The 24,661-nt window shown below is 41.3% G+C and carries 22 protein-coding genes, 3 tRNA genes, 1 pseudogene and 2 other annotated features; of the genes and pseudogenes, 5 read left to right on the top strand and 21 right to left on the bottom strand.

What is annotated here, in order from left to right; translation table 11 throughout:
* Positions 1-7 precede the first annotated feature (7 nt).
* From AC3E9F_RS07150 to AC3E9F_RS07120, 7 genes are all read right to left on the bottom strand, one after another.
* Positions 8-574, bottom strand: a complete 567-nt coding sequence (locus AC3E9F_RS07150; protein WP_490672961.1) for an aminodeoxychorismate/anthranilate synthase component II — start codon at positions 572-574, stop codon at positions 8-10.
* The gene (gene trpE / locus AC3E9F_RS07145) at positions 571-1,932 is read right to left on the bottom strand and encodes an anthranilate synthase component I (RefSeq protein ID WP_490672960.1); all 1,362 of its coding nucleotides are present in this window, start codon (positions 1,930-1,932) and stop codon (positions 571-573) included. Before trpE ends, AC3E9F_RS07150 begins: the two co-directional genes overlap by 4 nt.
* A gap of 71 nt (positions 1,933-2,003) precedes the next feature.
* Positions 2,004-2,229, bottom strand: a binding site (T-box leader).
* A complete protein-coding gene (gene trpB / locus AC3E9F_RS07140) occupies positions 2,226-3,404 on the bottom strand; it encodes a tryptophan synthase subunit beta (RefSeq protein ID WP_490672959.1) in 1,179 nt (392 codons plus the stop codon). (Overlaps the previous feature by 4 nt.)
* 64 nt (positions 3,405-3,468) lie before the next feature.
* Positions 3,469-3,693, bottom strand: a binding site (T-box leader).
* Positions 3,694-3,758: 65 nt separating this feature from the next.
* Positions 3,759-4,985, bottom strand: coding sequence for a DegT/DnrJ/EryC1/StrS family aminotransferase (locus AC3E9F_RS07135; RefSeq protein WP_263394444.1), 1,227 nt, complete (start codon positions 4,983-4,985; stop codon positions 3,759-3,761).
* A gap of 38 nt (positions 4,986-5,023) precedes the next feature.
* On the bottom strand, positions 5,024-5,716 hold the full coding sequence (locus AC3E9F_RS07130) for a sugar transferase (protein ID WP_006149937.1): 693 nt from the start codon (positions 5,714-5,716) through the stop codon (positions 5,024-5,026).
* A 106-nt stretch (positions 5,717-5,822) separates the two neighbouring features.
* The gene (locus AC3E9F_RS07125; RefSeq protein WP_490672958.1) at positions 5,823-7,565 is read right to left on the bottom strand and encodes an ABC transporter ATP-binding protein; all 1,743 of its coding nucleotides are present in this window, start codon (positions 7,563-7,565) and stop codon (positions 5,823-5,825) included.
* The gene (locus AC3E9F_RS07120; protein ID WP_004251494.1) at positions 7,555-9,300 is read right to left on the bottom strand and encodes an ABC transporter ATP-binding protein; all 1,746 of its coding nucleotides are present in this window, start codon (positions 9,298-9,300) and stop codon (positions 7,555-7,557) included. Before AC3E9F_RS07120 ends, AC3E9F_RS07125 begins: the two co-directional genes overlap by 11 nt.
* Positions 9,301-9,562: 262 nt before the next feature.
* Between AC3E9F_RS07120 and AC3E9F_RS07115 the strand changes: the two genes are divergently transcribed.
* The gene (locus AC3E9F_RS07115; protein ID WP_006155508.1) at positions 9,563-10,390 is read left to right on the top strand and encodes an exodeoxyribonuclease III; all 828 of its coding nucleotides are present in this window, start codon (positions 9,563-9,565) and stop codon (positions 10,388-10,390) included.
* Positions 10,391-10,400: 10 nt separating this feature from the next.
* Complete coding sequence (locus AC3E9F_RS07110; RefSeq protein WP_490672957.1) at positions 10,401-10,787, top strand: bleomycin resistance protein; 387 nt, start codon at positions 10,401-10,403, stop codon at positions 10,785-10,787.
* A gap of 63 nt (positions 10,788-10,850) precedes the next feature.
* Here the strand turns inward: AC3E9F_RS07110 and AC3E9F_RS07105 are convergent, their stop codons facing one another.
* The 3 genes from AC3E9F_RS07105 to AC3E9F_RS07095 form a co-directional block, all read right to left on the bottom strand.
* Positions 10,851-11,255, bottom strand: a complete 405-nt coding sequence (locus tag AC3E9F_RS07105; protein WP_006152721.1) for a PaaI family thioesterase — start codon at positions 11,253-11,255, stop codon at positions 10,851-10,853.
* Between the two features lie 72 nt (positions 11,256-11,327).
* Positions 11,328-12,806: a UDP-glucose--hexose-1-phosphate uridylyltransferase gene (locus AC3E9F_RS07100; protein ID WP_490672956.1), complete on the bottom strand. Its 1,479-nt coding sequence runs from the start codon at positions 12,804-12,806 to the stop codon at positions 11,328-11,330.
* Positions 12,807-12,824: 18 nt separating this feature from the next.
* Positions 12,825-14,003: a galactokinase gene (locus AC3E9F_RS07095; RefSeq protein ID WP_490672955.1), complete on the bottom strand. Its 1,179-nt coding sequence runs from the start codon at positions 14,001-14,003 to the stop codon at positions 12,825-12,827.
* A gap of 168 nt (positions 14,004-14,171) precedes the next feature.
* On the opposite strand from AC3E9F_RS07095, the gene AC3E9F_RS07090 reads away from it, so the two are divergent.
* On the top strand, positions 14,172-15,173 hold the full coding sequence (locus tag AC3E9F_RS07090) for a LacI family DNA-binding transcriptional regulator (protein ID WP_490672954.1): 1,002 nt from the start codon (positions 14,172-14,174) through the stop codon (positions 15,171-15,173).
* Positions 15,174-15,387: 214 nt separating this feature from the next.
* On the opposite strand, the gene AC3E9F_RS07085 is transcribed toward AC3E9F_RS07090, so the two are convergent.
* Positions 15,388-16,425 (bottom strand): zinc-binding dehydrogenase, encoded by a 1,038-nt coding sequence (locus AC3E9F_RS07085; RefSeq protein ID WP_490672953.1) that lies wholly within the window; start codon positions 16,423-16,425, stop codon positions 15,388-15,390.
* A 79-nt stretch (positions 16,426-16,504) separates the two neighbouring features.
* A complete protein-coding gene (locus AC3E9F_RS07080; protein WP_214261531.1) occupies positions 16,505-17,407 on the bottom strand; it encodes a cation diffusion facilitator family transporter in 903 nt (300 codons plus the stop codon).
* 133 nt (positions 17,408-17,540) lie between these two features.
* Between AC3E9F_RS07080 and AC3E9F_RS07075 the strand changes: the two genes are divergently transcribed.
* Both AC3E9F_RS07075 and AC3E9F_RS07070 read left to right on the top strand, forming a co-directional pair.
* Positions 17,541-18,086, top strand: coding sequence for a TetR/AcrR family transcriptional regulator (locus AC3E9F_RS07075; protein WP_263394434.1), 546 nt, complete (start codon positions 17,541-17,543; stop codon positions 18,084-18,086).
* 32 nt (positions 18,087-18,118) lie between these two features.
* On the top strand, positions 18,119-18,454 hold the full coding sequence (locus AC3E9F_RS07070) for a glucuronide permease (RefSeq protein ID WP_263394433.1): 336 nt from the start codon (positions 18,119-18,121) through the stop codon (positions 18,452-18,454).
* Between the two features lie 72 nt (positions 18,455-18,526).
* On the opposite strand, the gene AC3E9F_RS07065 is transcribed toward AC3E9F_RS07070, so the two are convergent.
* The 9 genes and pseudogenes from AC3E9F_RS07065 to AC3E9F_RS07025 all read right to left on the bottom strand — a co-directional run bounded on the left by AC3E9F_RS07065 (position 18,527) and on the right by AC3E9F_RS07025 (position 24,645).
* The gene (locus AC3E9F_RS07065; RefSeq protein WP_263394432.1) at positions 18,527-20,044 is read right to left on the bottom strand and encodes an ABC transporter permease/substrate-binding protein; all 1,518 of its coding nucleotides are present in this window, start codon (positions 20,042-20,044) and stop codon (positions 18,527-18,529) included.
* Positions 20,037-20,765: an ABC transporter ATP-binding protein gene (locus tag AC3E9F_RS07060; protein ID WP_263394431.1), complete on the bottom strand. Its 729-nt coding sequence runs from the start codon at positions 20,763-20,765 to the stop codon at positions 20,037-20,039. Before AC3E9F_RS07060 ends, AC3E9F_RS07065 begins: the two co-directional genes overlap by 8 nt.
* Positions 20,758-21,612, bottom strand: a complete 855-nt coding sequence (locus AC3E9F_RS07055) for an SDR family oxidoreductase (RefSeq protein ID WP_490672952.1) — start codon at positions 21,610-21,612, stop codon at positions 20,758-20,760. Before AC3E9F_RS07055 ends, AC3E9F_RS07060 begins: the two co-directional genes overlap by 8 nt.
* Positions 21,613-21,630: 18 nt before the next feature.
* A complete protein-coding gene (locus AC3E9F_RS07050; RefSeq protein WP_263394429.1) occupies positions 21,631-22,080 on the bottom strand; it encodes a MarR family winged helix-turn-helix transcriptional regulator in 450 nt (149 codons plus the stop codon).
* A 134-nt stretch (positions 22,081-22,214) separates the two neighbouring features.
* On the bottom strand, positions 22,215-22,919 hold the full coding sequence (locus AC3E9F_RS07045; protein ID WP_263394428.1) for a hypothetical protein: 705 nt from the start codon (positions 22,917-22,919) through the stop codon (positions 22,215-22,217).
* 152 nt (positions 22,920-23,071) lie between these two features.
* Positions 23,072-24,211 (bottom strand): annotated as a pseudogene (locus AC3E9F_RS07040) (DUF4767 domain-containing protein).
* Positions 24,212-24,374: 163 nt separating this feature from the next.
* Positions 24,375-24,462: transfer RNA gene (locus AC3E9F_RS07035), tRNA-Ser, on the bottom strand.
* A 6-nt stretch (positions 24,463-24,468) separates the two neighbouring features.
* Positions 24,469-24,542 (bottom strand) — tRNA-Ile (locus AC3E9F_RS07030).
* Between the two features lie 32 nt (positions 24,543-24,574).
* A tRNA-Gly gene (locus tag AC3E9F_RS07025) sits at positions 24,575-24,645 on the bottom strand.
* Between the last annotated feature and the right edge of the window lie 16 nt (positions 24,646-24,661).

Raw genomic sequence — 24,661 nt, 5'->3', positions numbered from 1 at the left:
GTCTTCCTCACTTTACAACTTTCTCGATAAAATTCTGAATAGAAGATAAGCCATCTGGCGTTCCAATACTTTCTGGATGATACTGCAAGCCATAAATCGGCAAGGTTTTGTGTTGAATCCCCATAATAGCTTGGTCATCTGTCGAACGAGCTGTCACTTCAAACTCTTCTGGCATCTCTTCAATTAAAATACTGTGGTAACGCATGACTGGACGATTATCCTCGATTCCTTGATAGAGAACTGAAGGAGTCTCAAATCGAATCTGACTCTGCTTGCCATGCATGACTTTTGGAGCCAAGCCTAACTTGCCACCAAAGACTTCTGCGATGGCTTGGTGCCCCAAACAAATCCCTAGAATCGGTTTCTTACCTGCAAAATCACGAATCATTTCTTCCATCTTCCCAGCATCAGCTGGCCAACCTGGACCAGGAGAAAAGACTAGTCCATCTGCCTTTATAGCTTCTTCATAAAGGTTTGGATCATCATTTCTCAAAACCTGAACTTCTGCGAAATTCCCGATGTATTGGGCTAGGTTATAGGTAAATGAATCATAATTATCAATCAGTAAAATCATGGTCTTAGTTCTCCCATTCTAGTCATAGATTTAGCTTTGTTAATGGTTTCTTGGTATTCATTCTGAGCGATGGAATCATAAACAATTCCTGCACCAGCCTGCACATAGGCTGTTTTATTTTTTAGAATCATGGTTCGAATTGCAATGGCAAAGTCCATATCTCCAGTTGCTGAAAGGTAGCCGATAGCCCCGGCATAAACGCCTCGTTTCTCTGTTTCCAACTCATAGATGCGTTTCATAGCACGAATCTTAGGGGCCCCAGAAACTGTTCCTGCCGGAAAAGTCGCTTTCAAGGCATCCATGGCAGTCAGTTCTGGAAGCAAACGTCCTTTAACCACGCTAGTCAAATGCATGACATAGCGGAAAAGTTCCACTTCCATATACTTGGTTACTTGGACACTTGCTGTCTCAGCAATTCGACCGATATCATTGCGTCCTAGGTCCACTAGCATTCGGTGTTCTGCCGTCTCCTTTTCATCAGAAAGTAGATCACTTGCAAGTGCTGCATCTTCCTCATCATTGGCACCTCTAGGTCGCGTACCTGCAATTGGATTGGTTGTCACGATGCCATTCTTGACGGAAACCAAGCTCTCAGGACTGGCACCGATGATTTGATAATCTCCAAAGTCGTAAAAGTAGAGGTAATTTGATGGATTTGTCACTCGGAGATTTCTGTAGAAGTCAAAAGGATTTCCAGTTACTTCTGCGGAGAAACGTTGACTGAGTACGCATTGGAACATATCTCCATTGCGAATCAAGTCACGAGCTGTTTCTACCATTTCTTCAAATTTCTGAGGTGCAATATGTGGTCTAAACTGAAGTGGAGAAAGGTCCAAATCTTCAAATTCATTTGATGCTAGGATTTTTAACTCCTCTAAAACTTGATCCAAAGCCGCTTCTAGCTCATCATTGCTACGATTACTGTAGAGAGCATCCTCGATGATATGAATCTTTTCTTTCTTGTGGTCAAAAACTATATAACTCTCATATACGAAGAAATGCATATCTGGTGTCCCAATCGTATCCTCAGAAAGCTGGCCAATCTCTTCGTAAAGAGAAATCATGTCGTAACCAACAAAGCCAATCGCTCCACCACCAAAAGGTAGGTCTGAATGGTGATTGCTTTTATGAGTCACTTCATAAAGGAAATCCAAAGGGTCACGATCAATCACTCGGCCATTTTGATATAGGACTCCATTCTCAAACTTAATCTCAAAAACTGGATTATAAGCCAAAATAGAAAATCGAGCATTTTCCTTTTCTCTTGGGATACTTTCAAGTATAACCTTGTGTTGTCCCTTCAAGCGCATATAAGCCAAAATTGGTGATAAAACATCTCCATGAATGATTCGTTCCATTGTAATTTCCCTTTCAGTTCTTCTTAAATCCTGTGGTGATTCTACAAAAAATCCCCACGCAAAATAACTTGCGTGAGGACGAAATTCGCGGTGCCACCTCAATTATAGGATTTCTCCTATCTCTCAATCCTGTCTCAGAACCTTCCTGTAACAGGTTGTGCGATAAAGGGCACTCCCTTGAGAATCATGTTTTCTTCTCTCATTTCAGACGGACCCAACCTTACAGCTTTCTCTGCTTGTTTTCAGCAACCACAAGCTCTCTGAGAGAGAAATCTCTGTATCTTTTCCATCTTTTATTTTTTAGCTTCAAGGTAGTCTGCAATAGCAGCTACGTCCTTGTCTCCACGACCAGAAACATTGATAATGATAATCTCATCTTTACTTAGTTTTGGTGCTCGTTTGACTGCTTCTGCGATGGCATGGGAGCTTTCAATAGCTGGGATAATTCCTTCAGTCTTGCTAAGTAAAAGCAAGGCTTGGACAGCTTCTTCATCAGTCGCTGCAACATATTCTACACGACCAGAGTCTTTAAAGAAGGCGTGTTCTGGTCCAACCCCTGGATAGTCCAAACCTGCTGAGATAGAGTAAACTGGCGCCAGCTCTCCATCTTCCTTAAAGATTGCATAGGTCTTCATTCCATCGACAATTCCGACACTACCCTTGGTCATAGTTGCTGCGTGTTTGTCGGTATCTAAACCGTGACCAGCAGCTTCTACCCCAACCAATTTTACTTCTTCATCAGCTACATACTGTGAAAAAGCTCCGATGGCATTGGAACCACCACCCACACAGGCAATGACGTAGTCTGGCAGACGTCCTTCTTTTTCCAAAATTTGACGACGAGATTCTTCACTAATCACTTTTTGGAACTCATGAACAATCGTTGGATAAGGGTGAGGACCTACAGCCGAACCTAAAACGTAGAAGGCTTCAAGGTCATTCATCCATGCTCCAAAGGCTGCGTCAACCGCATCTTTGAGGGTACGAGTACCAGTTTCAACTGCGTGAACAGTTGCTCCCATCATCTCCATACGGAAGACATTTAGACGTTGACGCTCCACATCTTCTGCCCCCATGTAGACATCACATGCCATACCAAATTTGGCTGCCGCTGCAGCTGTCGCAACACCGTGCTGGCCAGCTCCTGTTTCAGCAATGACACGTTTTTTACCCATGCGTTTAGCAAGAAGGATTTGTCCTAAAACGTTGTTGAGCTTGTGAGAACCCAGATGGTTAAGATCTTCTCGCTTGAGATAAATCTTAGCCCCACCTAGGTGCTCTGTCAAACTTTCTGCAAAATAGAGCGGTGTTTCGCGACCTGAATAATCTTTCAAGTAATGGCGAAACTCAGCTAAAAACTCTGGATCATCCTTGTATTTTTCAAAAGTCACTTCCAATTCATCTAGTAAAACCTGAATTGGTTCTGGTACAAAACTACCACCAAATTGTCCGAAATAGCCTTTTGTTGTCATAAAATTTTTCCTCTTTTCTATTATTCTAAAATATGAAAAAGCCCACACACAGAGAACAACTCTGTGTGAGGGCGTCTGTAACGCGGTACCACCTCAATTGTAAAGAGATTATCCCCTTTACATCTCTGCCTTGTCTAACAACAAGTTGCACTGTAAGGTGTGCCTACCGAATTTTCATTGTTTCAAATTCATTTTTAAAATCAGCCCAATTTCACTAGTTCCAACCACCTGTTCGCAGTAACCACAGGCTCCCTGAAGATCAAAAATAACTACTTTTCTGATTTGTTGAGTTAATTATATGTTATTGTTTTTCCTTTGTCAACCGTTTTCGTTCATTTTTTACTAATTTTTTTATTAGTTTTTTGAAGAAGCAAGAATTTGTTCGGAAACTCTGACAAAGGTCTCAATGATATAATCCACTTCTTCATCTGTTAATTTGGTATGAAGTGGTAGTGTAATCTCGTTTACAAAGTAGGCATAGGCCTTTGGATAATCTGCCATGTCAAACCCAAGATTCTTATAAGCTGTCAAAAGCGGAAGCGGTTTGTAATGAACATTACTTGCAATTCCTGCCTTAGCCAATTCTTGAATGATTTGATTGCGCTCTTCGAGGCTCGCACCTTCTACATGGGTAATGTAAAGGTGACGACAAGATTCAACAGTATCTGTCTTATGAGCCAATGGGTGAATACGAGTTCCTGCAAATCCACGGTCATAGCGATTCACGATATCTTTACGACGTTGTAGTAAGCCAGGATAACGATCTAGCTGAACTAGACCAAGTGAAGCCATGATGTCTGTCATGTTGCACTTGTAGGCTGGTGTTACAATATCGTATTCCCATGAGCCTAGCTGCATCTTAGCAAGCGCATCTTTTGTTTGACCATGAAGGGAAAGGATTTGGAATTCCTTGTACATTTCTTCATCGTCAATCGCTGGATTGGCTTTCCAAGTGGCACTTCCTCCCTCAGCAGTTGTAAAGTTCTTGACTGCATGGAAAGAGAATGATGTAAAGTCAGCGATTGAACCGGCTGGTTGTCCCTTGTAGGTTGAACCCAAAGCATGGGCGCTATCTGAGACAACAACGATTCGGTTAAAGACTTTTTGCCACTTGCTAGTAGCTGTAAATAGGTCACGTTTTTTCTCAACAACTTGGAACAAACGTTCATAGTCACAGATAATCCCTGCAAGTTCAACCGGGATAATAACCTTAGTCTTCTCAGTAATTGCTTGCTCAAGCTTGTCATAGTCCATTTCAAAGGTATCACCTTGGATATCAACCATAACTGGTGTAGCACCTACGTGAGTGATAACGCTACATGATGCTGTATAAGTCATAGCTGGAACGATAACTTCATCACCATGTCCCACTTCAAGCACGCGCAAAATCAATTCAAGAGCTGCTGTTGCAGAGTTGAGGCAGACTGTCTTAGGTGTCTGAGTATAGATAGATAGACGACGTTCTAATTCTTTTGTCTTTGGACCTGTTGTGATCCAACCAGAACGGAGGGTATCTGCTACTTCCGCAATTTCTGCTTCGGTAATATCAGGTGGTGAAAATGGAATATTATACTTTGTCATTGTTTTACTCCTTTGATTGGTTTCAATCTTGCGACTACTTATTTTAAAACTTCAAATACAGTCTGGAACATGATCTTAATATCCCCGAAGAAATTAAAATCACGTAGGTAGGCTAGATTATAGTGCATCTTTTCTGGTAGGACTCTTTCGACATAGGCCTGGTCAACCGTCATACCTTTTGCAGTCATTTGACTGATAATAGCATCCTCGTCCTTATAGTTAATGCTGGCAAGCGATGTAATCCCTGCTGGCAAGAGCAAGGTAGCCATCATTTCAGGGCTGTACTGCTCTGTATAACGTGGTACTTCTGGACGAGTTCCCACAAAGGACATCTCCCCTTTGAGGACATTGACCAATTGCGGAAGTTCATCCAAACGAACACGGCGAATGAAATTTCCAACCTTGGTGATGCGGCTGTCATTCGCAGAAGTTACTAAACTTCCTTTCTTGTCCGCATCCGTCACCATGGTACGGAATTTCCAAATCTTGAAATGTCGGTTGTACTGGGTTACCCGCACCTGCTTGTAAATAACTGGACCTTTGCTATCTAGCTTGATCCAAATGCTTAGAATCAGAAATACGGGTGAAGTCAAGATTAACAAGACCAAGGCTAGAAACAAGTCTAGACAACGCTTGAGAATCAGTGAACCTTTTCTTCCAGAGACGAGCTGGTAGTATGGTTTTACCTCGCTCAATTGCATCTCCTGAGGTAGTTCATCCCATTTCAGCATGCACATTCTCCTCTGCTTTTAATATGTAATCTTTATTAACATTCTACATTATACCACAAAATGAAAGAGGCAGTGCAAGAAATATGTATTTTAAAGGAATTCTTCCCTAGGAAAGAGCACCTGCCTGCAAACTATACATCTTGTGATAGGTTCCACCCAAGGCCAAAAGTTCCTCATGGGTTCCACTCTCAATAATACGTCCCTTATCAAGGACATAGATACAGTTGGCATCTTGGATAGTAGAGAGACGATGAGCGATGGCAATGGTCGTCCGGCCCTGTCTCATCTTGGCTAGGGAATTTTGGACCAAGGCTTCTGTTTCAGAGTCGATATTGGCTGTCGCTTCATCCAAAATCAGAATTTTCGGTTGACTGGCAACGGTTCTAGCAAAGGCAAGAAGCTGACGTTGACCAGTAGAGAAACTCGAACCACGCTCAGACACAGGGGCATCATAACCTAATGGAAGGTCCTGAATGAAAGAATCTGCATCCACAAACTCTGCTGCTGCCTTAACCTGGTCATCGCTGATATCTTGGTACATGGCGATATTGGACTTGATGGTCCCATGATAGAGGAAAGGTTCCTGTAGGACCAGACCAATATTTTTTCTCAACTCCTCTTGACTATACTTACGAATATCCACACCATCAAGTAAAACCCGACCAGACTGGAATTCATAAAAGCGCATAAGAACATTGATGATAGAGGATTTCCCAGAGCCAGTATGTCCGACAAAGGCGATGGTTTCACCTTTATTAACCGTAAAGGAAATATCATCGAGAATCTGGTGTTTCCCATCATAAGAGAAGGACACATGTTCAAAACGGATATTTCCTTCTTGAATCTCCGCTTGTCCATTTTCTTGAGCCGGTTCATAGTTGGTTTCATCGATAAGTGCAAAAACACGACCTGCTGACACCATAGATGTCTGAAGGGTAGAAAAGTTTTGTGTTACCTCGATGAGGGGATCAAAGAGGCGATTGATGTACTGGATAAAGGCATACATGGTTCCTGCCGTTATGCCTAGATAGAGACCACGATAGCCAAAGTAAGCCATCAAAACTGCATACCCCAATAGCTTCAATAAGCTCATGGCCGGACGTAGGAAGAGAGAGTCAAGGGCTACCGAACGGTTGGCGTAGACCAGGTGCTCCTGGTTTATCTCATCAAACTCTTCTTGCAGGCGCTTTTCTTGATTAAAGGCTTGAATAATACGAATGCCTTCGATGTTTTCTGCCAGCTTACTGTTAATATCTGATAAGAGACTTCTGGTTTTTTCAATGACCTTGACCGATTTTTTACGGTAGAGATTAACCAAAAGGAAAATCAAGGGTAAAAAGAGTAGAACCAAAGCTGTCAGACGATAGTCCAGAACAAGCATGGTATAAAGGGTTGTCACAAAGATAAAGACTGCTGAGATAAAGCTAGATAAGATCCCCGAAAACATATCACTGATAGTCTCAGTATCATTGGTCAAGCGAGAAACGATGGAACCTGCAGGCGTTTTATCAAAGTAAGACATGCCTAGCTTCTCCATATTGGCAAAGGCATCACGTCGAATATCTCTAACGATACTGTAGGACACGCGCGCAAAAAGGAGATTCCCCACATATTGGACAATGGTTTGAAGAATGTAGAGACCATAGTAAACTAGCAAAACTGTAACAGCAAGCTGATTAAGGTTGTTTAGATACTGGTCGATAAAGTGAGAAGCTACCAGGGGGATAATACTCTTAACAACAGTTGTCGCAAGGAGAAAAGCTAAGGCTAAAAAGGTGAGGAGCCCATAAGGCTTAAGATAAGACAACAAACGCTTTAATACAGCCCATTGTTCTTGTTTATTCCGCATCTTCTTCTCCTTTCATTTCTAACTGTTGAGACTGGTAGGTTTGGGCATACCAACCATCCAAGGCTAGTAAGTCCTCATGAGTCCCACGTTCGATAATCTGTCCATTTTGCATAACCAAGATCAAATCAGCATGAACAACTGCACTGAGACGATGGGCAGTGATGATAGTCGTTTTATCTTTGCGAGTTTCCTTGAGATTATCGATGATCGCGAACTCTGTCTTAGCATCCACAGCTGACAAGGAATCATCTAAAATCAAGATATCAGGATTTAAAATCATAGCCCGACTCATAGCCAGACGTTGCTTTTGTCCACCAGATAGACTGACACCTTTTTCCCCGATAACTGTATCAAATCCCTCAGGCATGGCTTGAATGTCTTGATAGACTTGAGCCAACTGAGTCGCTTCTTCTACTGCAGAGAAAGGTAGGTCGGGATTTCCAAAACAAATATTCTCTAAGATGGAACTAGCAAAGAGAAATTGGTCCTGTGGGACGTATCCCATCAAACTACGTAAGTCAGCTAGTCGATAGTCACGAATATCATGACCATTTAGATAAATAGCTCCTTGGTCAACATCATACTCACGTAGGAGCAATTTAATCAAAGCAGTTTTCCCTGAACCAGTTTGCCCAACCAAACCCAAGGTTTGCCCTTTTTCGAGACTAAAATGTATATCTCTCAGCGTCTCTTCGTCTTCAAAGGCAAAACGATCAATGGCATAGTCCAAGCGCCCATTTTCAATCCCGTCAAGTGGAGATTCTGGATCTTTGACAGGTGATTCTTGAGACAAAAGACTCTCAATTCGTTGATAAGAAACCTTCCCTCTTTGAGTAATATTAAAGAGGAATCCAATAGCCATTAAGGGCCAGACCAACATATCCAAGTAAGAGATAAAGGTGACAAGATTACCAACGGTTACTTGTCCTGCTTGCACAATAAAAGCACCGACTAAGAGAGTTAAGGCATAGGAAGAACCAACAAAGAGTAGAACCATAGGGTCAAAGAGGCTATCATATTTCATGGTTTGCAGATTCTTTTGGAAGGTCAAATCATTGACTTCCTGGAAAGATGCCAACTCATCAGATTGATAACCAAAGGACTTGGTTACCTTGATACCTGATACAGATTCTTGAACCTTATTGTTGAGTTCAGAAAAGGCTGCTTGCGATTCTCCAAAAGCCTTATGGGTCTTTCTCCCCAGACGACTAGTCGCATAGGCCATAAATGGCAAAGGTAGAATGGCAACCAAGGTCATCTGCCAAGAAATGCTAAAGAGCATAGTCAGCAGAGTCACCAAGGCCGTGATAGAGGCATCCACCGCCGACATGACACCACCACCTGCTAGACGAGTCAGGGCATTGATATCATTGGTTGCGTGAGCCATCAGGTCCCCGGTTCGATAATTCTGATAAAAAGCGGGAGACATCTTTGTAAAGTGCTCAAATAGTCTTGAACGCATGATTTGTCCAAGTCGGTAGGAGGTCCCTAGGATATACATGCGCCAAACATAACGCAGGTAATACATACCGAAAGCTGCCAGCAGGAGATAAAAGAGATGAAGCAGGAGCTCATCTTGTGTTAATCGTCCCGAAGTGATGGCATCGATCACGCGCCCCATGATCATAGGTGGGATAAGGTTTAGTACAGAAACCAAAACCAAAGCTACAATTCCAACTAGGTAACGGCGTTTTTCTAATTTAAAAAACCACCAGAGTTTTTGGATGATGGACATAAAATTCCTTTCTAATGACAAATGGAAACCTGAGGCGACTGCCTCAGGTTTTTCCTATTCATAGGTGATGACACTAACTTAAACTTTGTCATATTCAGCGATAAAGATACTCAAAGGAGTAACATTTCATTTATTTTCAATCTTTTACATAAATCATTCTTTATTATATAGGAATGACCTGGATTTTTCAAACTATACGCTGGGGAATTGCTTCTTTTTCTGGTATAATATTGTCTATAATCTGAATGAAAAGGTAAACATTATGAAACTGATCTCATGGAATATTGATTCCCTAAACGCTGCACTCACGAGCGATTCTGCGCGTGCGAAATTATCACAAGACGTCCTCCAAACCTTGGTTGCTGAAAACGCTGATATCATCGCCATCCAAGAAACCAAGCTTTCAGCTACAGGGCCTACTAAAAAACATCTTGAGGTGTTAGAAGAACTCTTCCCTGGATATGAAAATACTTGGCGTTCCTCTCAAGAACCTGCTCGTAAAGGCTATGCTGGAACCATGTTCCTCTATAAGAAAGAACTGACTCCAACTATCAGTTTCCCGGAAATCGGTGCCCCTTCTACTATGGATTCTGAAGGACGCATCATTACCCTAGAATTTGATACATTTTTCGTGACTCAAGTTTACACACCAAACGCTGGTGATGGACTCAAACGCTTGGAAGAACGTCAAGTCTGGGATGTCAAATATGCAGAGTACTTAGCTCAGCTAGACAAGCAAAAGCCTGTCCTTGCTACAGGTGACTATAACGTTGCCCACAAGGAAATTGACCTTGCCAACCCAGCCAGCAACCGCCGTTCACCAGGATTTACAGACGAAGAACGTGAAGGATTTACAAACCTTTTAGCCAAAGGATTTACAGATACCTTCCGCCATATCCATGGCGATGTGCCAGAACGCTATACTTGGTGGGCACAACGCAGCAAGACTTCAAAAATCAACAACACAGGCTGGAGAATCGACTACTGGCTTACAAGTAACCGTGTAGCAGACAAGGTTAGCAAGTCAGACATGATTGACTCAGGCGCACGCCAAGACCATACACCGATTGTCATGGAGATTGATTTCTAAGGAGAAAACAATGGACTATCAAGCTGTCATCCCTGAATTTGTCGTATCGGATATCGAGAAATCGCGTCACTTCTACTGCGATTTACTGGGTTTTACCATCGAATACGAGCGCCCAGAAGAAAAATTCCTCTTCCTTTCTTTTGAGGATTGCCAGCTTATGCTAGAAGAAGGCAACGCAGAAGAATTATCCCAACTGACTTATCCTTTCGGGCGTGGTGTCAATATTTCCTTTGGTATCAAGGATGTCCCCAGACTCTATCAGAAAGTAATCGAGTCTAACTATCCTATTCATCGTCCTTTGACTAAAAAAGAATTTCGTGTTGATGAGAAGTATATCTATCCTCATGAATTTGCAGTTTTAGACCCAGATGGCTATTTTTTAAGATTTAGTGAGTAGAATAATAAATCATTAGAGTGGAAAAGTAATAAAAAAAGAGGCATGTGCCTCTTTTTTTGTTTCCTATATCCTCACCTGTCTATCTTCAGACCGTTGTCCTGTGACAAACATGGTGAAGGTTGCCTTGCAGACATTTCGGCCATCTTGGTTGATGATGTCAACATCGACGACACAAGTGGTACGTCCTTGATGGACACATTCTCCTTTGATAGTGAGAACATCCCCTAGATTTCCAGCTTTCAGATAGTTGATGGAAGACTGGAGTGTCACCCCGTCTAATCCTAGCGAAATCACCACAAGACCACTGATTTGGTCACAAAGGGTAAATAGATAGCCTCCATGGGCATTTCCATAGTAGTTGAGTGAAGAGTCCACTACTTTTGTTGTCACCACCACGTGACCGTCCCTCATTTTTTCAATTTCGTAGTTTTCAAAGGCAGATATAGCGTCAAAGTGAAAATCTTTCATACTTTCCTCCTGATTTTTCAAACGACACTATGATACTACTTTTCATGAGTCTATGCAAGAGAGAAGCACTTATTAAGGTAAAACTCCAACCTGCTCCACAAAGCGCATAAAGGCTGCCTGTCCTTCTTCTGTTTGCTTGTAAACCCCTGCATCTTCTAACACTCGAGCAAATATCTTTCCGACAGATTCTTGAACAATTTCGAGAGCTTGGTCTTTATCAGTCAATCCAGGATGATTTTCTTTCAACTCATCTGCCCATTCTTGGTGATAAGTTGCGACTGATACTTCCTCTCCGACTAGGTAAGCTGCTACCTGCTCCACTTCTTCCTTCAAGCGTGGTGGCAAGATGGCTAAGCCCATGACCTCAATCAAGCCGATATTTTCCTTTTTGATATGTTGGACATCCTTGTGGGGATGATAGATACCATCTGGATGCTCTGGAGATGTTTGATTGTCTCTCAAAACCAAGTCCAACGAAAACTGTCCATCTCGTTTACGGGCTATCGGTGTGATAGTATGGTGCGGTGTTCCATTGCTTTCCGCCAAAACCTGCACACTTGGATCTGAGTACCGACGCCAAGCCAGTAAGATTTTCTCAGCAAGATTTATCAAATCGTCTTTTGAATCCGACGTCAATCGAATCACAGACATAGGCCACTGAACAATTCCTGCTTTAACAGATTCAAAACCATCAAAAGTAAAGCATTTCTGTAAAGGAGCCACTTCCATTGGGAAGACATGCCGCCCCCCTTGATAATGATCATGCGTCAGGATAGAGCCACCCACAATTGGCAGATCAGCATTCGAACCAGCAAAGTAGCCTGGAAATTGCTCCACAATTGCTAACAAACGTTCAAAACTTTGGCGACTAATGGCCATAGGACGATGCTTGCTATCTAGGAAAATACAGTGCTCATTAAAGTAAGCGTAAGGCGAATACTGGAAGCCCCACTCCTGCCCAGAAATATCAAAACGAATAATCCGGTGATTGCTTCTAGCTGGATGATTGACACGACCATGGTAGCCTTCATTTTCCATACAGAGCTGACATTGAGGATAGTTACTCGACTTGACCAACTTAGCTGCCGCGATTTCCTTTGGATCCTTTTCAGGCTTAGAGAGATTGATGGTAATCTCTAGTTCACCGTAGTCAGATGGTACACGATAAGCAATATTCTTTGCGATAGCCTTCAGTTTGATGTAGTCATTCTTCTGACTGAGTTGGTAGAAATTCGCAATTGCCTGCTCTGGTGACTGGGCATAGGTATTCCAAAAATCACGATTAACCTGACTTGGACAAGGCGTTCCCAAGTCCATGAGGTCAGCACCGAGAATCTCACGCGCAGCCTGACTATCTTCAATTGTTTCCAGTCGAACGGCTTCCTCGACAAGCTGGTCTTTGAGATCAATCAAGTTGTCTTGGTCAGTCTCAACTTCCAGAACACCATCACCAACCAAGGCCAAGACACGATTGGTCAGATAAATCCGATCTAACTCTTCAAAGGTACTTTCTGCAATGACTTTGGTAACAAATGTTTCTACTAAGGTCATTAGAAAACCTCCTTTTGACTAATCAAGAACGCGAGTTCCACCTGCTACTTCAGCGATATAGAAGCTTGGAGCATATCCAACGATTTCTTCATAATGCTTGCCTACAGCTTCTTTAAAGGACTCAACAGCATCTTTTTGAACCAGGGCGATCGCACAACCACCAAAACCTGCTCCAGTCATACGAGCACCAAGAACCCCTTCTTGATCCCAAGCCGTATGAACAAGGGTATCTAATTCCAAACCAGTCACTTCATAATCATGCTCAAGAGAAACGTGAGATGCATTCATCAAACGACCAAACTTGTCCAAATCTCCCGCTTGAAGTGCTGCTTGTGCTTTAAGCGTACGTTGGTTTTCAAGAACGGCATGGCGAGCACGTTTCAAACGATTTTCATCTTTGATGAGGTAACTGTATTCATCAAAAGCCCACTCATCCAATTCACCCAAAGTCTGAATATCCAAGGCCACTTGGAGTTCTTCTACTGCTTTTTCACATTCAGCGCGGCGTTCATTGTATTTAGAATCCGCAAGTTCACGGCGTTTGTTGGTATTCATGATAACAACGACATTGTCCTTCAAATCAAGGGGAACCAAATCGTATTCTAAAGTATTGGTATCCAGGTAAATAGCACGTTGGTCTGCCCCCATACCGATAGCAAATTGGTCCATGATACCAGAGTTAACACCGATAAAGTTGTTCTCTGTTAATTTTCCGATTTTAACCAAATCTAAACGGTCCAATTTTAAGTCAAAGAGGTATTCTGCCACAACACCAGTCAAAAGTTCTAAGGATGCAGAAGAAGACAAGCCCGCACCATTTGGTATATTCCCAAAAACATAGAAATCAAACCCTTTATCAATCACATGACCAGCATCTTGCAAGAAATGAAGGACACCCTTTGGATAGTTGGTCCAGTTGTGCTCTTTCTCAAACTTAAGGTCAGCTAGAGGCACTTCGATGATTCCTTTATCCTCAAAGTTAGCTGAGTAAAAACGCAATACTTGGTCATCACGCTTACGTGCGGCCCCATAAGTTCCGAGTGAAATAGCAGCTGGGAAAACATGGCCACCATTATAGTCAGTATGTTCCCCAATCAAGTTGATACGGCCTGGTGAGAAGAAGGTTTGATCTGCTTCTTGACCAAAAACCGCAAGAAAGTCCTTGCGAAGTGCATCAGCAGTAAGATGTTGTGTCATATGAATTCTCCTTTGACAATTTGTCAGGTAAAAAAATTTACCTTGTAATCGTTTTCTTCTATTGTACCCAAGGGTTTTGCTTTGGTCAACAATTTTACCGATATTTTACTAAACTATGAGTAAAAAGCAAGAAAAATATGCTATAATAACCTAAAAAGGAGGGGAATTATGGCTACACTCAAAGATATCGCTCAGCTAGCCTCTGTTTCAATCGCAACTGTATCCCGTGTCCTCAATCGCGATCAGAGTCTATCTGTCACAGAAGAAACCCGACATCGTATTTTAACCGTCGCCGAAGAACTAGGTTACACCAAGCATCTCAAAACTGGTGAATCTCATAAACTCAAACAAAAGATTGCCATCATCCAATGGGTCAGTGAACAGGGAGAGTTAGAAGACCTCTACTACTACCAGATTCGACTAGGAATTGAAAATAGAGCCCAAGAATTAGATTACGAAATCTTGCGCTATTTCAACGACCAACCTTTCACGCTTAGCGAAGAAGTCATTGGAATTCTTTGTATTGGAAAATTTAGCCAAGCACAGATTGCCTCATTTGAAGAATATCAAAAACCTCTAGTTTTTCTTGATAGTGACACCATCGCCTTGGGCCATACCTGTGTCATTACAGATTTTAATAATGCTGTTAGACAGGTGGTTGATTACTTTACAGACCACGGGATTAAGAAGATTGGTATCTTATCCGGTCTTGAAACTACTACTGACCAAGAAGAAGTCATCGCAGACAAGCGTTTAGATTACTTCAAATCTTATACGCAAGAAAAAGGAATTTATAACGAGAAATTCGTTTCCCAAGGTCTATTTACTGCTCAATCTGGATATGATTTAATGAAAGAAGCTATCGAAAAATTAGGAGAGAAGCTTCCACAAGCCTTTTTTGCAGCCAGTGATAGCTTGGCCATTGGTGCCCTTCGCGCCCTTCAAGAAGCCAGCATCAGCATACCAGAGCGCGTCAGCATTATTTCCTTTAATGATACCATTCTGACTAAGCAAGTGTTCCCACCACTTTCCAGTATTACAGTCTACACCGAAGAAATGGGACGCACAGGAATGGATATTCTGAACAGAGAAGTCCTTCACGGCCGTAAAATCCCAAGCCTCACTATGCTGGGAACCAAACTGACTTTAAGAGAAAGCACCTTGCATTAAGTACAAGAGTTGAATACAAAAAATCCTAATAAGAGCTTCTCAGTTCTCTATTAGGATTTTCTTTTTTATACTCAAAGAGCAAACTAGGAAGCGAGCCGCAAGCTGCTCAAAGCACTGCTTTGAGGTTGTGGATAAGACTGACGAAGTCAGCTCAAAACACTGTTTTGAGGTTGCAGATAGAGCTGACGTGGTTTGAAGAGATTTTTGAAGAGTATTAATCCATCACAATCATAGATTTAATAGTCTTACGTTCATCCATATCCTTATAAGCTTGGTCGATATCTTTCAGTTTATAGCTTGAAGTAAAGACACGACCTGGATTGATATCACCGTCAAGGACAGCTTTGAGCAAGAATTGTTTATCGTATGTTGTCGCAGAAGCTGCTCCACCTGCAACAGAGATATTTTGCATAAAGGTTGAACCAAGTGCACGATTCTTATAATGTGGAACTCCTACAAATCCCATGCGACCGCCATTATGAAGGACACCCAGTGCTTGCTCAGCAGCAGCCTCAGTACCAACACACTCAAGTGCTGCATCTGGTCCACCGCCAAGAATTTCACGTACCTTGGCAATTCCTTCTTCTCCTCGCTCAGCTACGACTGCTGTCGCGCCTGACTCCAAGGCCATTTGTTGACGGTCTTCGTGGCGACTCATAAGGACAATTTGGGATGCGCCACGCATCTTAGCTGCAATGACAGCACATTGACCAACAGCCCCATCCCCAATAACGACAACTTTGTCGCCTTTTTGCACATTAGCCACACGCGCTGCATGGTAACCGGTCGGCATGACATCAGCAAGTGTCAAAAGTGACTTGAGCATGCCTTCGCTATAATCTGAAGGTTGACCAGGAATTTTCACAAGTGCCCAATTAGCGTAGTGGAAACGGAGATATTCAGCTTGGAAATTTCCTCCTAGATTATTTCCAATATGATTGTCACAAGAACCATCAAATCCAGCACGACAAGCGTCGCATTCCCCACAGCCATGAGTAAATGGTACAATCACAAAATCACCGGGCTTGACTGTTGTAATGGCCTCTCCAGTTTCTTCAACGATTCCAATTGCTTCGTGTCCACTATTTTTGTGACCCGCTTTAATATCTGGATTTCGGTAACTCCATAGGTCTGAACCACATACGCAAGCACGAACCACACGGATAATCACATCATCCGCTTCTTGAATGCTTGGATGTTTAACCTCTTCAATACCAACCTGACCTGCTTTTTTATAGACTGCTGATTTCATAAACATTTACCTCTCTGTATCTAACTTACTTCAAGTATACACTTTTTATGAAGCTTTCGCTCACTTATACTACGCTTCATCAATGACGATGATCGTAATCATGACTTTGACTAGATTCCAGCTCTTCGACATTACGCTTATGAGCTCGGTGGGTTGCTAAGTCTTCATCCACCTCAATGGTGACATTTTGAAAGCCACTCTCTTTGAGCAAGTCTCGGATAGATTCTTTACAGACCTCCATATGCTTGACATGCTCCAGACAAACGTGAATAATGGCATTTTTCTCCAAACCATCCATGGTCCAGAGATTGAGCTGATTCACACTGGCCACATACTCCAATTGCTCCAAATCACTCGTTACTTGCTCGATATCCACTCCTTCTGGTACAGCATCCAAGAAAATCTTTAGCGTAGACCAAAAACGTGGAATGGCTTTTGACAAGATAAAGAAGGAAATGACAAGCGACAAGAGAGGATCTAAGATATACCAATCCGTAAATCGTAGAATAATAGCCATCAGGATGACGGCGACCCAACCAAGTGTGTCTTCCAGAAAATGCAGGCTAAGAATCGACTCGTTCTTTGTTTTCCCATTACGAACCACTAAACTCGCTAGCACATTGATCGTAACCGCGATGATCCCTAGCCAGAGAATGCCCTCATCATTGACAGGTTGGGGATGAAAGATTTTCGTTATATTTTCCAAAATGACAAAAACTGATCCTGTCATGAGAATCACAGCCGTTATCAAAGCTCCTAGAAGGCTAAATCGTTTGTAACCCAAGGTGTAACGGCTATCCTCTTCACGATTGGAGATCGTTTCTAGAACGGCTGATACCCCAATTGCGATTGCATCTCCCATGTCGTGAACGGAATCAGCAAGAACTGCACTCGATCCAAATACTCCTCCAGCGATAAACTCGACAATGGCATAACTCAAATTCAAGAAAAATGCTAACCAAACAGCATGTTTTGTCTTCATAATCCTTAATCCTCTGATATAATAGATTCATGAACATCTTGTTCATTATCTATTATCCAATACTATCAACAGAAAGGATAGAAGCATTCTGTTCAGTTTGTAAGTTACTGAACAGTTTGTTCAAATTGTTCATATGAGTACTCAAGATCGTCGCATTACCAAGACTCGAAAAGCTATCTATGCTGCTTTCTTACAATTACTAAATCAAAAAAACTTTGAAACCATCACTGTTCAGGAGATAATAGACCTAGCAGATGTCGGTCGTTCCACCTTTTATAGCCATTATGAAAGTAAAGAATTACTCCTAGACGAGCTCTGCCGTTATCTCTTCCATCATCTTTTTGAACGTGAGAAAAATATATCTAAAGAAGCTTATTTGGCTCATATCTTTTTGCATTTTAAGAAAAATCAAGACCATATCACCAGCCTCCTTTTTTCAAAAAATGACTACTTCCTCCGTCAATTACAGAAAGAATTGGAACACCACGTCTACCCCATGGTTGTAGAGGACTTACAAGTTGCCTATCCTAATATTCCTGACTCCTACCTCAAGCACTTTGTTGTAACTAACTTTATCGAAACATTGACTTGGTGGCTGAAAAAGGGGAAATCTTATAAGGAAGATCAAGTAGTGAGATTTTACTTAGACGTCATGAAAATAACAACCAAACAAAAATAAATCATCATTATTCTAGCTAGAAAGGAAATCTTATGAACTTCGTTATTATTCTTGCTATTTTTATAGCCTTCTTACTTCTTGCTTTTCCTCTTATTCATTTATTGGCCATCCTTTCAGAATTAATAAAGGGCAAGAACACTCTAGGAAATCGACTTCTGTTCATAGGAAGTTGCCTTGCGACCTTATCTCTCATCCTCTACTTCCTTTTGCCGATTGTTGCTTTATTCATTTGGCTGATTGGTTGTGGTTTGATTTGCTACGGAGCCTATTGGAATGGCAAACGAAAAGAAAACTTTCATCCAGTTCACCATCTTATTCGAATTGGAATCGCACTGGTTCTTACTATCTTGTTAGCCTTGATACAATAAAAAAGGACCGTCTGATCCTTTTTTATTTACTGTTAAGAGTATCAACTAATCCAATAATCCTTTGAAACTTTATTACTTAAGTATTCCTTCTTGAAGGAGAAACTCACGCGCCACTGTTTCAGCCGACTTGCCTTCTACTCCGACTTGATAGTTCATCTGACTCATCTGGCTCTCGGTGATTTTACCAGCTAGTTTATTAAGAATAGCTTCTAATTCAGGATGTTTTTCGAGTAATTCAGCTTTCATCAGTGGTGCACCTTGATATGGCGGGAAGAGTTGTTTATCATCCTCCAAAACCACTAAATCATAGCGAGCAATTTCAGCATCTGTTGAGTAAGCATCTGTAATTTGAATGTCCCCTGACTGGATGGCTTGGTAGCGAAGAGCTGGCTCCATGGTTGCCACATTGAGATTCAATCCATAAACAGACTGCAAGCCCTTGTTTCCATCCTCACGATCATTAAACTCTAGAGTGAATCCCGCCTTGAGCTGTCCTTCTACTTTTTTCAAGTCTGAAATCGTCTTAAGTCCATATTCTTGCGCAATTTTTTTGGGAACTGCTATAGCATAAGTATTTTGATAAGCCATAGGTTTAAGAAAGGCTAGTTGATCCTGTTTGGCAATGCCATCACGAGCAACTTCATAAACCTTTTCTGGGTCATGTCCAACTTCTGGAGATGGTTGGAGGAGACTCTCTGTCACTGTTCCAGAAAATTCTGGATAGATATCAATGTCCCCTTTTTTCAGCGCTTGGTAAAGAAAGTCTGTCTTCCCAAAATTAGGTTTAACCGTCACTGTCATATCCGTATTTTCCTCAATGAGAAGTTTATACATATTCATGAGAATCTCAGGTTCAGGTCCTAACTTCCCAGCAATGACGAGATTGTCTTTCTCATTATGTGGAATCATGCTTGGAACATAACTAACTCCCAAACCAAGGACCATGACAGCAAAGGTCGAAACAATCGTACGCAACTTTGCCTTTTCCAACCATTTAAGAATGATATTAAAGAGAATGGCCAAGATGGCTGATGAGATTGCTCCGATTAAAATGAGACTAGCATTCCGACGATCAATTCCCAAAAGGATAAAGGAGCCCAATCCACCAGCTCCCACAAGAGCTGCTAGAGTCGCTGTACCAATGATCATAACGGTCGCTGTTCGAACCCCCGATACAATGACAGGCATGGCAAGTGGAATTTCAAACTTCTTGAGTCGCTCCCACTTGGTCATCCCAAAAGCAATCCCTGCCTCCTCAAGACTAGGATCAATACCATTCAGGGCTGTGATTGTATTTTCCAAAATCGGGAAAATAGCGTAAATGACAAGGGCTGTGAGGGCTGGTAAGGTTCCAATCCCCATGAAAGGAATAAAGAGCCCCAACAAAGCCATTGAAGGAATGGTCTGGAAGATACCTGCAACTTGTAGCACCCAGGTCGCTGCTTTTTTGTGACCATTTAGATAAACCGCAAGTGGGATGGTCAGAAAAATAGCGACCAATAAGGTCAAAAGAGATAATTGTAAGTGTTGTCCCAGAGCTGTTACCCATTCACTAAATCGCTCCTGAAAGGTTGAAATGAAATTAGACATGAAGGACACCTCCAAACAAGTTTGCTACAAAGTCTGTCGCAGGTGCTTGTAGAATTGTTTCAGGGTCAGCGACCTGGCGAATCTCTCCATCCTGTAAAACAGCAATCCGATCGCCTAATTTTAAGGCCTCGTCCGTATCATGAGTCACGAAAATGGTCGTCATACCGAACTCCTTGTGCAAATCTTTGGTGAGAGCTTGCAACTGCTTGCGGGAGATAGCATCGAGAGCAGAGAAGGGCTCATCCATCAGCAAGATTTTTGGTTCCCCAATGATGGCCCGCACAATCCCAATTCGTTGTTGCTCCCCACCCGATAACTCACTAGGTATGCGATTTGCATACTCTGCAGCAGGCAGACCCACCTTGTCCAAGAGTTCTTCTGTTTTAGAGGCGATTTGTTCCTTACTCCAGCCCTTCATCTCAGGAATGAGAGCTATATTTTCCGCAACCGTCAAGTTAGGAAATAGGGCAATAGCTTGGAGGACATAGCCGGTACTGAGACGTAACTCCCGTTCATCATAGTCCTTGATGCGTTTCCCATCCATATAGATATTGCCATCAGTCGGCTCCAAGAGACGGTTAATCATCTTGATCATGGTGGTCTTTCCAGATCCTGAAGGACCCACTAGCACCATAAATTCTCCATTTTCAATGCGGAGATTGACATCTTTTAAAATGTCCTTATCCGTGTAGCGTAAGGCTACATGTTTGTATTCAATCATGTTCTTCCTCTATAAGTTTTCTGTCTCTAAAAGTATCCAATAGGCTACTTGCCGGATGCCCTAGGACTTTTTCAATATCTGTTGAAACCCCAGCTTGTTCGCCAGCTTTAATTGCTGTATAGGTACTGACCCAGGCATCGTACTCCCAAGTTTGTGCTGGCCATTTTTTCCGTGACTCATAAGCTTCTTCTACTGTTTCATCCACATACGCGATGGCGTTACCGGTTTCTTTTGAGAGAAGCGCTACGATTTCTTCCATGGAAAGATCCTCTGGCCCTGTCAAATTCAAGGTTTGATTTTCCCATTTTTTAGGTTTTAATAGAATTTCTGCTGCAACCCTAGAAGTATCCTTACGGGCAACAGCTGATACCAGGCCACTACCAGCCGGACCACGAATTTCTCCATTTTCAAGGGCCATATCAATAAAGAAATCCAAGTAAAAATTATCTCTTAGAAACGTGTAGGTGAAGCCTAACTCCTTGATATAGGCTTCTGTCTGGGCATGATCTCGAGACAAGGTAAAAGTTTCCTGTTCATCTGCCCCATAAAAGGAGGTATAGACGATATGCTGGACCCCTGCTAGCTTTGCGGCATCTAAAAAACTCTTGTGTTCCTTCACACGCTCTGGATTTTCGCGAGCAGAGACCATCAGCAAGACATCAATCCCCTGTAAGGCCTCAACCACCTCTGGAGTTTTGGCATACACCATCTGACGAATTTCCGCAGATGCATAAATCTTTGCACGCTCTGGGCTTCGTGCTAGATGGATTGAAGCGATTCCTTTTTGATCTATAAGATTCGCCACATAGGAACCTAATTTCCCTGTTACACCTGTTATTCCAATCATAACTGTTACTCCCTTTCCCTAGATGTCATTTTCATTAGCCTTTAGATTTGAGATAATGCGCTCTTGATAGGTCTCAAATTCTCGGATTTCTTGATCCGAAAAGCCTTGGTAGAAAATCTCCCCCAATTCTTTACTGACACGGTCTCCAATTTCTTTTTGTGCCCAACCGAGGTCTGTCAAAGAGATATATTTTTTCCTTTTATCCTGCGTGCAAGGTTGAATCGTGACCAAACCTTGTTCTTCCAATTTCTTAACCATACTGGTCAATGTATTATTGGCTAAACCCGTCGCAAGAGCAATATCGGTCGTAGTAACGCACCCCAACTCTTGCTTCCACAAAATCGTTAAAATTTTCCCTTGTTCACTCCGGTATTGAGCATCTGGTTCCTTGCTCAAGAGTTTTTGAAAGATACGCCCATTCAACAAACGAATCTGTAGAGCTTGGTAGCCCCCTATCATCTTATTCATTTTGTCTCCTTTTTCTTCCATATGGAACTTTATACTGCTAATTGTAATCTTTTTGATTACATCTGTCAACTCTTTCGATATAGAAATAATAAAAACTTCCTACTAAAAAGTAGAAAGCCATCATTTTTATAAAATTAAACAGGAATCACATCAGAAGCATTCCTCTTAAAGAAAGTACTATGAGCTAGATAAGGACCGTACTTAGAATTTTGACTATAAACCAACCATAAAGGAATGATAAAACTTTTTATAAAGTAGAGTAAGCAAAAAAGTAAAAAAGAACTAAAACTAAGATCCTTTAACTCAAGAAAGTAAAGATAATAAAAAAGCGACGAATTTAATAGAATATTTAATCCAGTAGCAAAACTAGCTGACATGGTATTCGTTTTAATCTGAGGATTAAAGAGTTTGATAAGAAATAAAGCTAATAAGGAAGTATTATAGATACAAATCGGCTTGTAGTCATGACGATAGAAAACTAAACATTTATAATTATAAAAAATAAGTCCTCTGCTAAAATTACTTGCTTTGTTAATCCAAACATGGGAGACTCCACTAATATCACTCCAAGGAACAAATAAATCTAATCTTCTAAGGTAAATCCCATCCTGTGAAATATAAAATTTCCAAGGAAAAAGAAAATTTATGCCAATGCCAACTAAAATTAATAAAAGAAGGCAATACACCAACTGTATTTGATCAAAACTAAAAGTGTAATCAAAAAGGGTAATCGATTGAAATCCTCGGCCAACAATTTGATTAAAACCTAGAAAAAACAAAACAATGATAAATAAAACAAATCTATAAAAAATACTACGAAACTTAACACCTTTTGTCATAAATTATGTTCTCCTAAATTATACAATCATCGTCAAATAATACTATATAATTTTATCTAACAATAGTATACCATTAAATACTCAAAGAATATAAAAATGATAGAAAGAGATATTAAAAATAGAGCCTAGCTAAAAACTAAACTCTTTTTCTTTTATTCTTCTTCAACCAAGCGTTTAAACTCTGCTTGGATTTCTGTATTTTCTGTTGGTTTTAAGTACATGACCCCACCATTAGTAGTCGGTGAATAAAAGACAATTGCTTCTCCTGTATTGCTTATCGCAAAGAAGTAACTATGAACATCCGGGTATTTATCCCAATTACTATAACGCTCTACAATTCGGAACTGGGCATTACCGAGACCTGTATCCGTATACTCGGCATTCATTTTCTCACTTGGTCCATCATCCCTAAGGGTATAGAGATGGTCAGCCCCAACATCCCCTCCTGCGATCCCCTTTTGGTAATTGGGTTGTCCTAGTCTTTCGCCCCAGTCCTTTATAAAAGCTTCAAGTTTGGCAGATTTGTTAGCGTTCCAAGGAGCTTTTTGCTCTTCACCTGAAATAGTCTTGCTGCTAGTAGAAGTTTCAAATTTCTGCCAATCAAGTTGATTGAGATCTAGTATTTCAGCCTCTGTTTTTCCAAAATCTGCATGTAAACTCTTATTCCCAGGAACTCGGATATCCTGTTCTTGTAATTTACTTGCAGCTTGCTGATTTACATTTAGATGATACAGCACTCCTCTACCTTCACCTGTTCCAGAGGACCAACTTAATTCTAAGATATCACCGCTCTGATAGATATTCATAGCATTTCTAGCACCACCGTGACCTGCTACAAAACCTTCTGCTAGAAGTACCGGTTTCTCATTTACTAAATAATAAAGCCCCGAAATAAAATAACCACCACTAGATTGCTCAACACCGATTAGCAATTCCTCTACACCATCTTGATTAAGGTCTGTATAGACATAGCGCATCTTATCCGCTTGATAAACTGCATTTTCAAGTGCCCAACTATCAATAGGCCAATCAGTTGTATTCAGATTTTAATAAAGATCTAGAATTTTAGCTGTATCCTTAGGTGTAGAAAGAATTTTTTGGTAATCATCAAAAATCGACTTGTATAATTCTTTATAATCTTTCTTAGATGATTCATTCGTTGTAGACTGACTAGTAGAAGACGATAAGCTGCTATCCTTACTAGAAATTTCAACATTTTGACTCCTACAACCAAATGTAAATAAACTTAGAACAAGAACAAAGAAAGATCCTAATACTTTTTTATTCTCCATAGCATTCTCCTTAATAGTTACAGAAAAATAATGCTTAAATCTCTCTTACATTATATCAAATATAAAAAACTTTAACATAAAAGAATAAAACTTAAAAAGCAATAACTGATTTAAAATATGAAAAAAGGGAAAATAAAAAAAGAGCTAAAAAGCTCTTTCATTACGGAGAATAAGGGATTCGAACCCTTGCGCCGGTTACCCGACCTAACGATTTAGCAAACCGTCCTCTTCAGCCTCTTGAGTAATTCTCCTATTAATGGGCACGAGTGGACTCGAACCACCGACCTCACGCTTATCAGGCGTGCGCTCTAACCACCTGAGCTACGCGCCCAAGTTAAAAACTTGGTAATGAACAAAGTTCAAAGCGGGTGACGAGAATCGAACTCGCGACAACAGCTTGGAAGGCTGTAGTTTTACCACTAAACTACACCCGCATAAATATATAAAAAT

It is taken from the genome of Streptococcus sp. SCPM-O-B-15277 (M60) (assembly GCF_058200335.1).
Note: the sequence above shows the minus strand (reverse complement) of the source record. Positions and strands in the feature narration are given on the sequence as shown.

Coding starts and splice junctions, on each gene's coding strand:
- AC3E9F_RS07125 (WP_490672958.1), bottom strand. CDS start 7,565: ATGCGGAATAAACAAGAACAATGGGCTGTATTAAAGCGTTTGTTGTCT.
- AC3E9F_RS07115 (WP_006155508.1), top strand. CDS start 9,563: ATGAAACTGATCTCATGGAATATTGATTCCCTAAACGCTGCACTCACG.
- AC3E9F_RS07050 (WP_263394429.1), bottom strand. CDS start 22,080: ATGAATAAGATGATAGGGGGCTACCAAGCTCTACAGATTCGTTTGTTG.
- AC3E9F_RS07080 (WP_214261531.1), bottom strand. CDS start 17,407: ATGAAGACAAAACATGCTGTTTGGTTAGCATTTTTCTTGAATTTGAGT.
- AC3E9F_RS07060 (WP_263394431.1), bottom strand. CDS start 20,765: ATGATTGAATACAAACATGTAGCCTTACGCTACACGGATAAGGACATT.
- AC3E9F_RS07065 (WP_263394432.1), bottom strand. CDS start 20,044: ATGTCTAATTTCATTTCAACCTTTCAGGAGCGATTTAGTGAATGGGTA.
- AC3E9F_RS07120 (WP_004251494.1), bottom strand. CDS start 9,300: ATGTCCATCATCCAAAAACTCTGGTGGTTTTTTAAATTAGAAAAACGC.
- AC3E9F_RS07105 (WP_006152721.1), bottom strand. CDS start 11,255: ATGAAAGATTTTCACTTTGACGCTATATCTGCCTTTGAAAACTACGAA.
- AC3E9F_RS07130 (WP_006149937.1), bottom strand. CDS start 5,716: ATGCTGAAATGGGATGAACTACCTCAGGAGATGCAATTGAGCGAGGTA.
- AC3E9F_RS07070 (WP_263394433.1), top strand. CDS start 18,119: ATGAACTTCGTTATTATTCTTGCTATTTTTATAGCCTTCTTACTTCTT.
- trpB (WP_490672959.1), bottom strand. CDS start 3,404: ATGACAACAAAAGGCTATTTCGGACAATTTGGTGGTAGTTTTGTACCA.
- AC3E9F_RS07045 (WP_263394428.1), bottom strand. CDS start 22,919: ATGACAAAAGGTGTTAAGTTTCGTAGTATTTTTTATAGATTTGTTTTA.
- AC3E9F_RS07055 (WP_490672952.1), bottom strand. CDS start 21,612: ATGATTGGAATAACAGGTGTAACAGGGAAATTAGGTTCCTATGTGGCG.
- AC3E9F_RS07085 (WP_490672953.1), bottom strand. CDS start 16,425: ATGAAATCAGCAGTCTATAAAAAAGCAGGTCAGGTTGGTATTGAAGAG.
- AC3E9F_RS07100 (WP_490672956.1), bottom strand. CDS start 12,806: ATGACCTTAGTAGAAACATTTGTTACCAAAGTCATTGCAGAAAGTACC.
- AC3E9F_RS07090 (WP_490672954.1), top strand. CDS start 14,172: ATGGCTACACTCAAAGATATCGCTCAGCTAGCCTCTGTTTCAATCGCA.
- AC3E9F_RS07075 (WP_263394434.1), top strand. CDS start 17,541: ATGAGTACTCAAGATCGTCGCATTACCAAGACTCGAAAAGCTATCTAT.
- AC3E9F_RS07095 (WP_490672955.1), bottom strand. CDS start 14,003: ATGACACAACATCTTACTGCTGATGCACTTCGCAAGGACTTTCTTGCG.
- AC3E9F_RS07135 (WP_263394444.1), bottom strand. CDS start 4,985: ATGACAAAGTATAATATTCCATTTTCACCACCTGATATTACCGAAGCA.
- AC3E9F_RS07110 (WP_490672957.1), top strand. CDS start 10,401: ATGGACTATCAAGCTGTCATCCCTGAATTTGTCGTATCGGATATCGAG.
- trpE (WP_490672960.1), bottom strand. CDS start 1,932: ATGGAACGAATCATTCATGGAGATGTTTTATCACCAATTTTGGCTTAT.
- AC3E9F_RS07150 (WP_490672961.1), bottom strand. CDS start 574: ATGATTTTACTGATTGATAATTATGATTCATTTACCTATAACCTAGCC.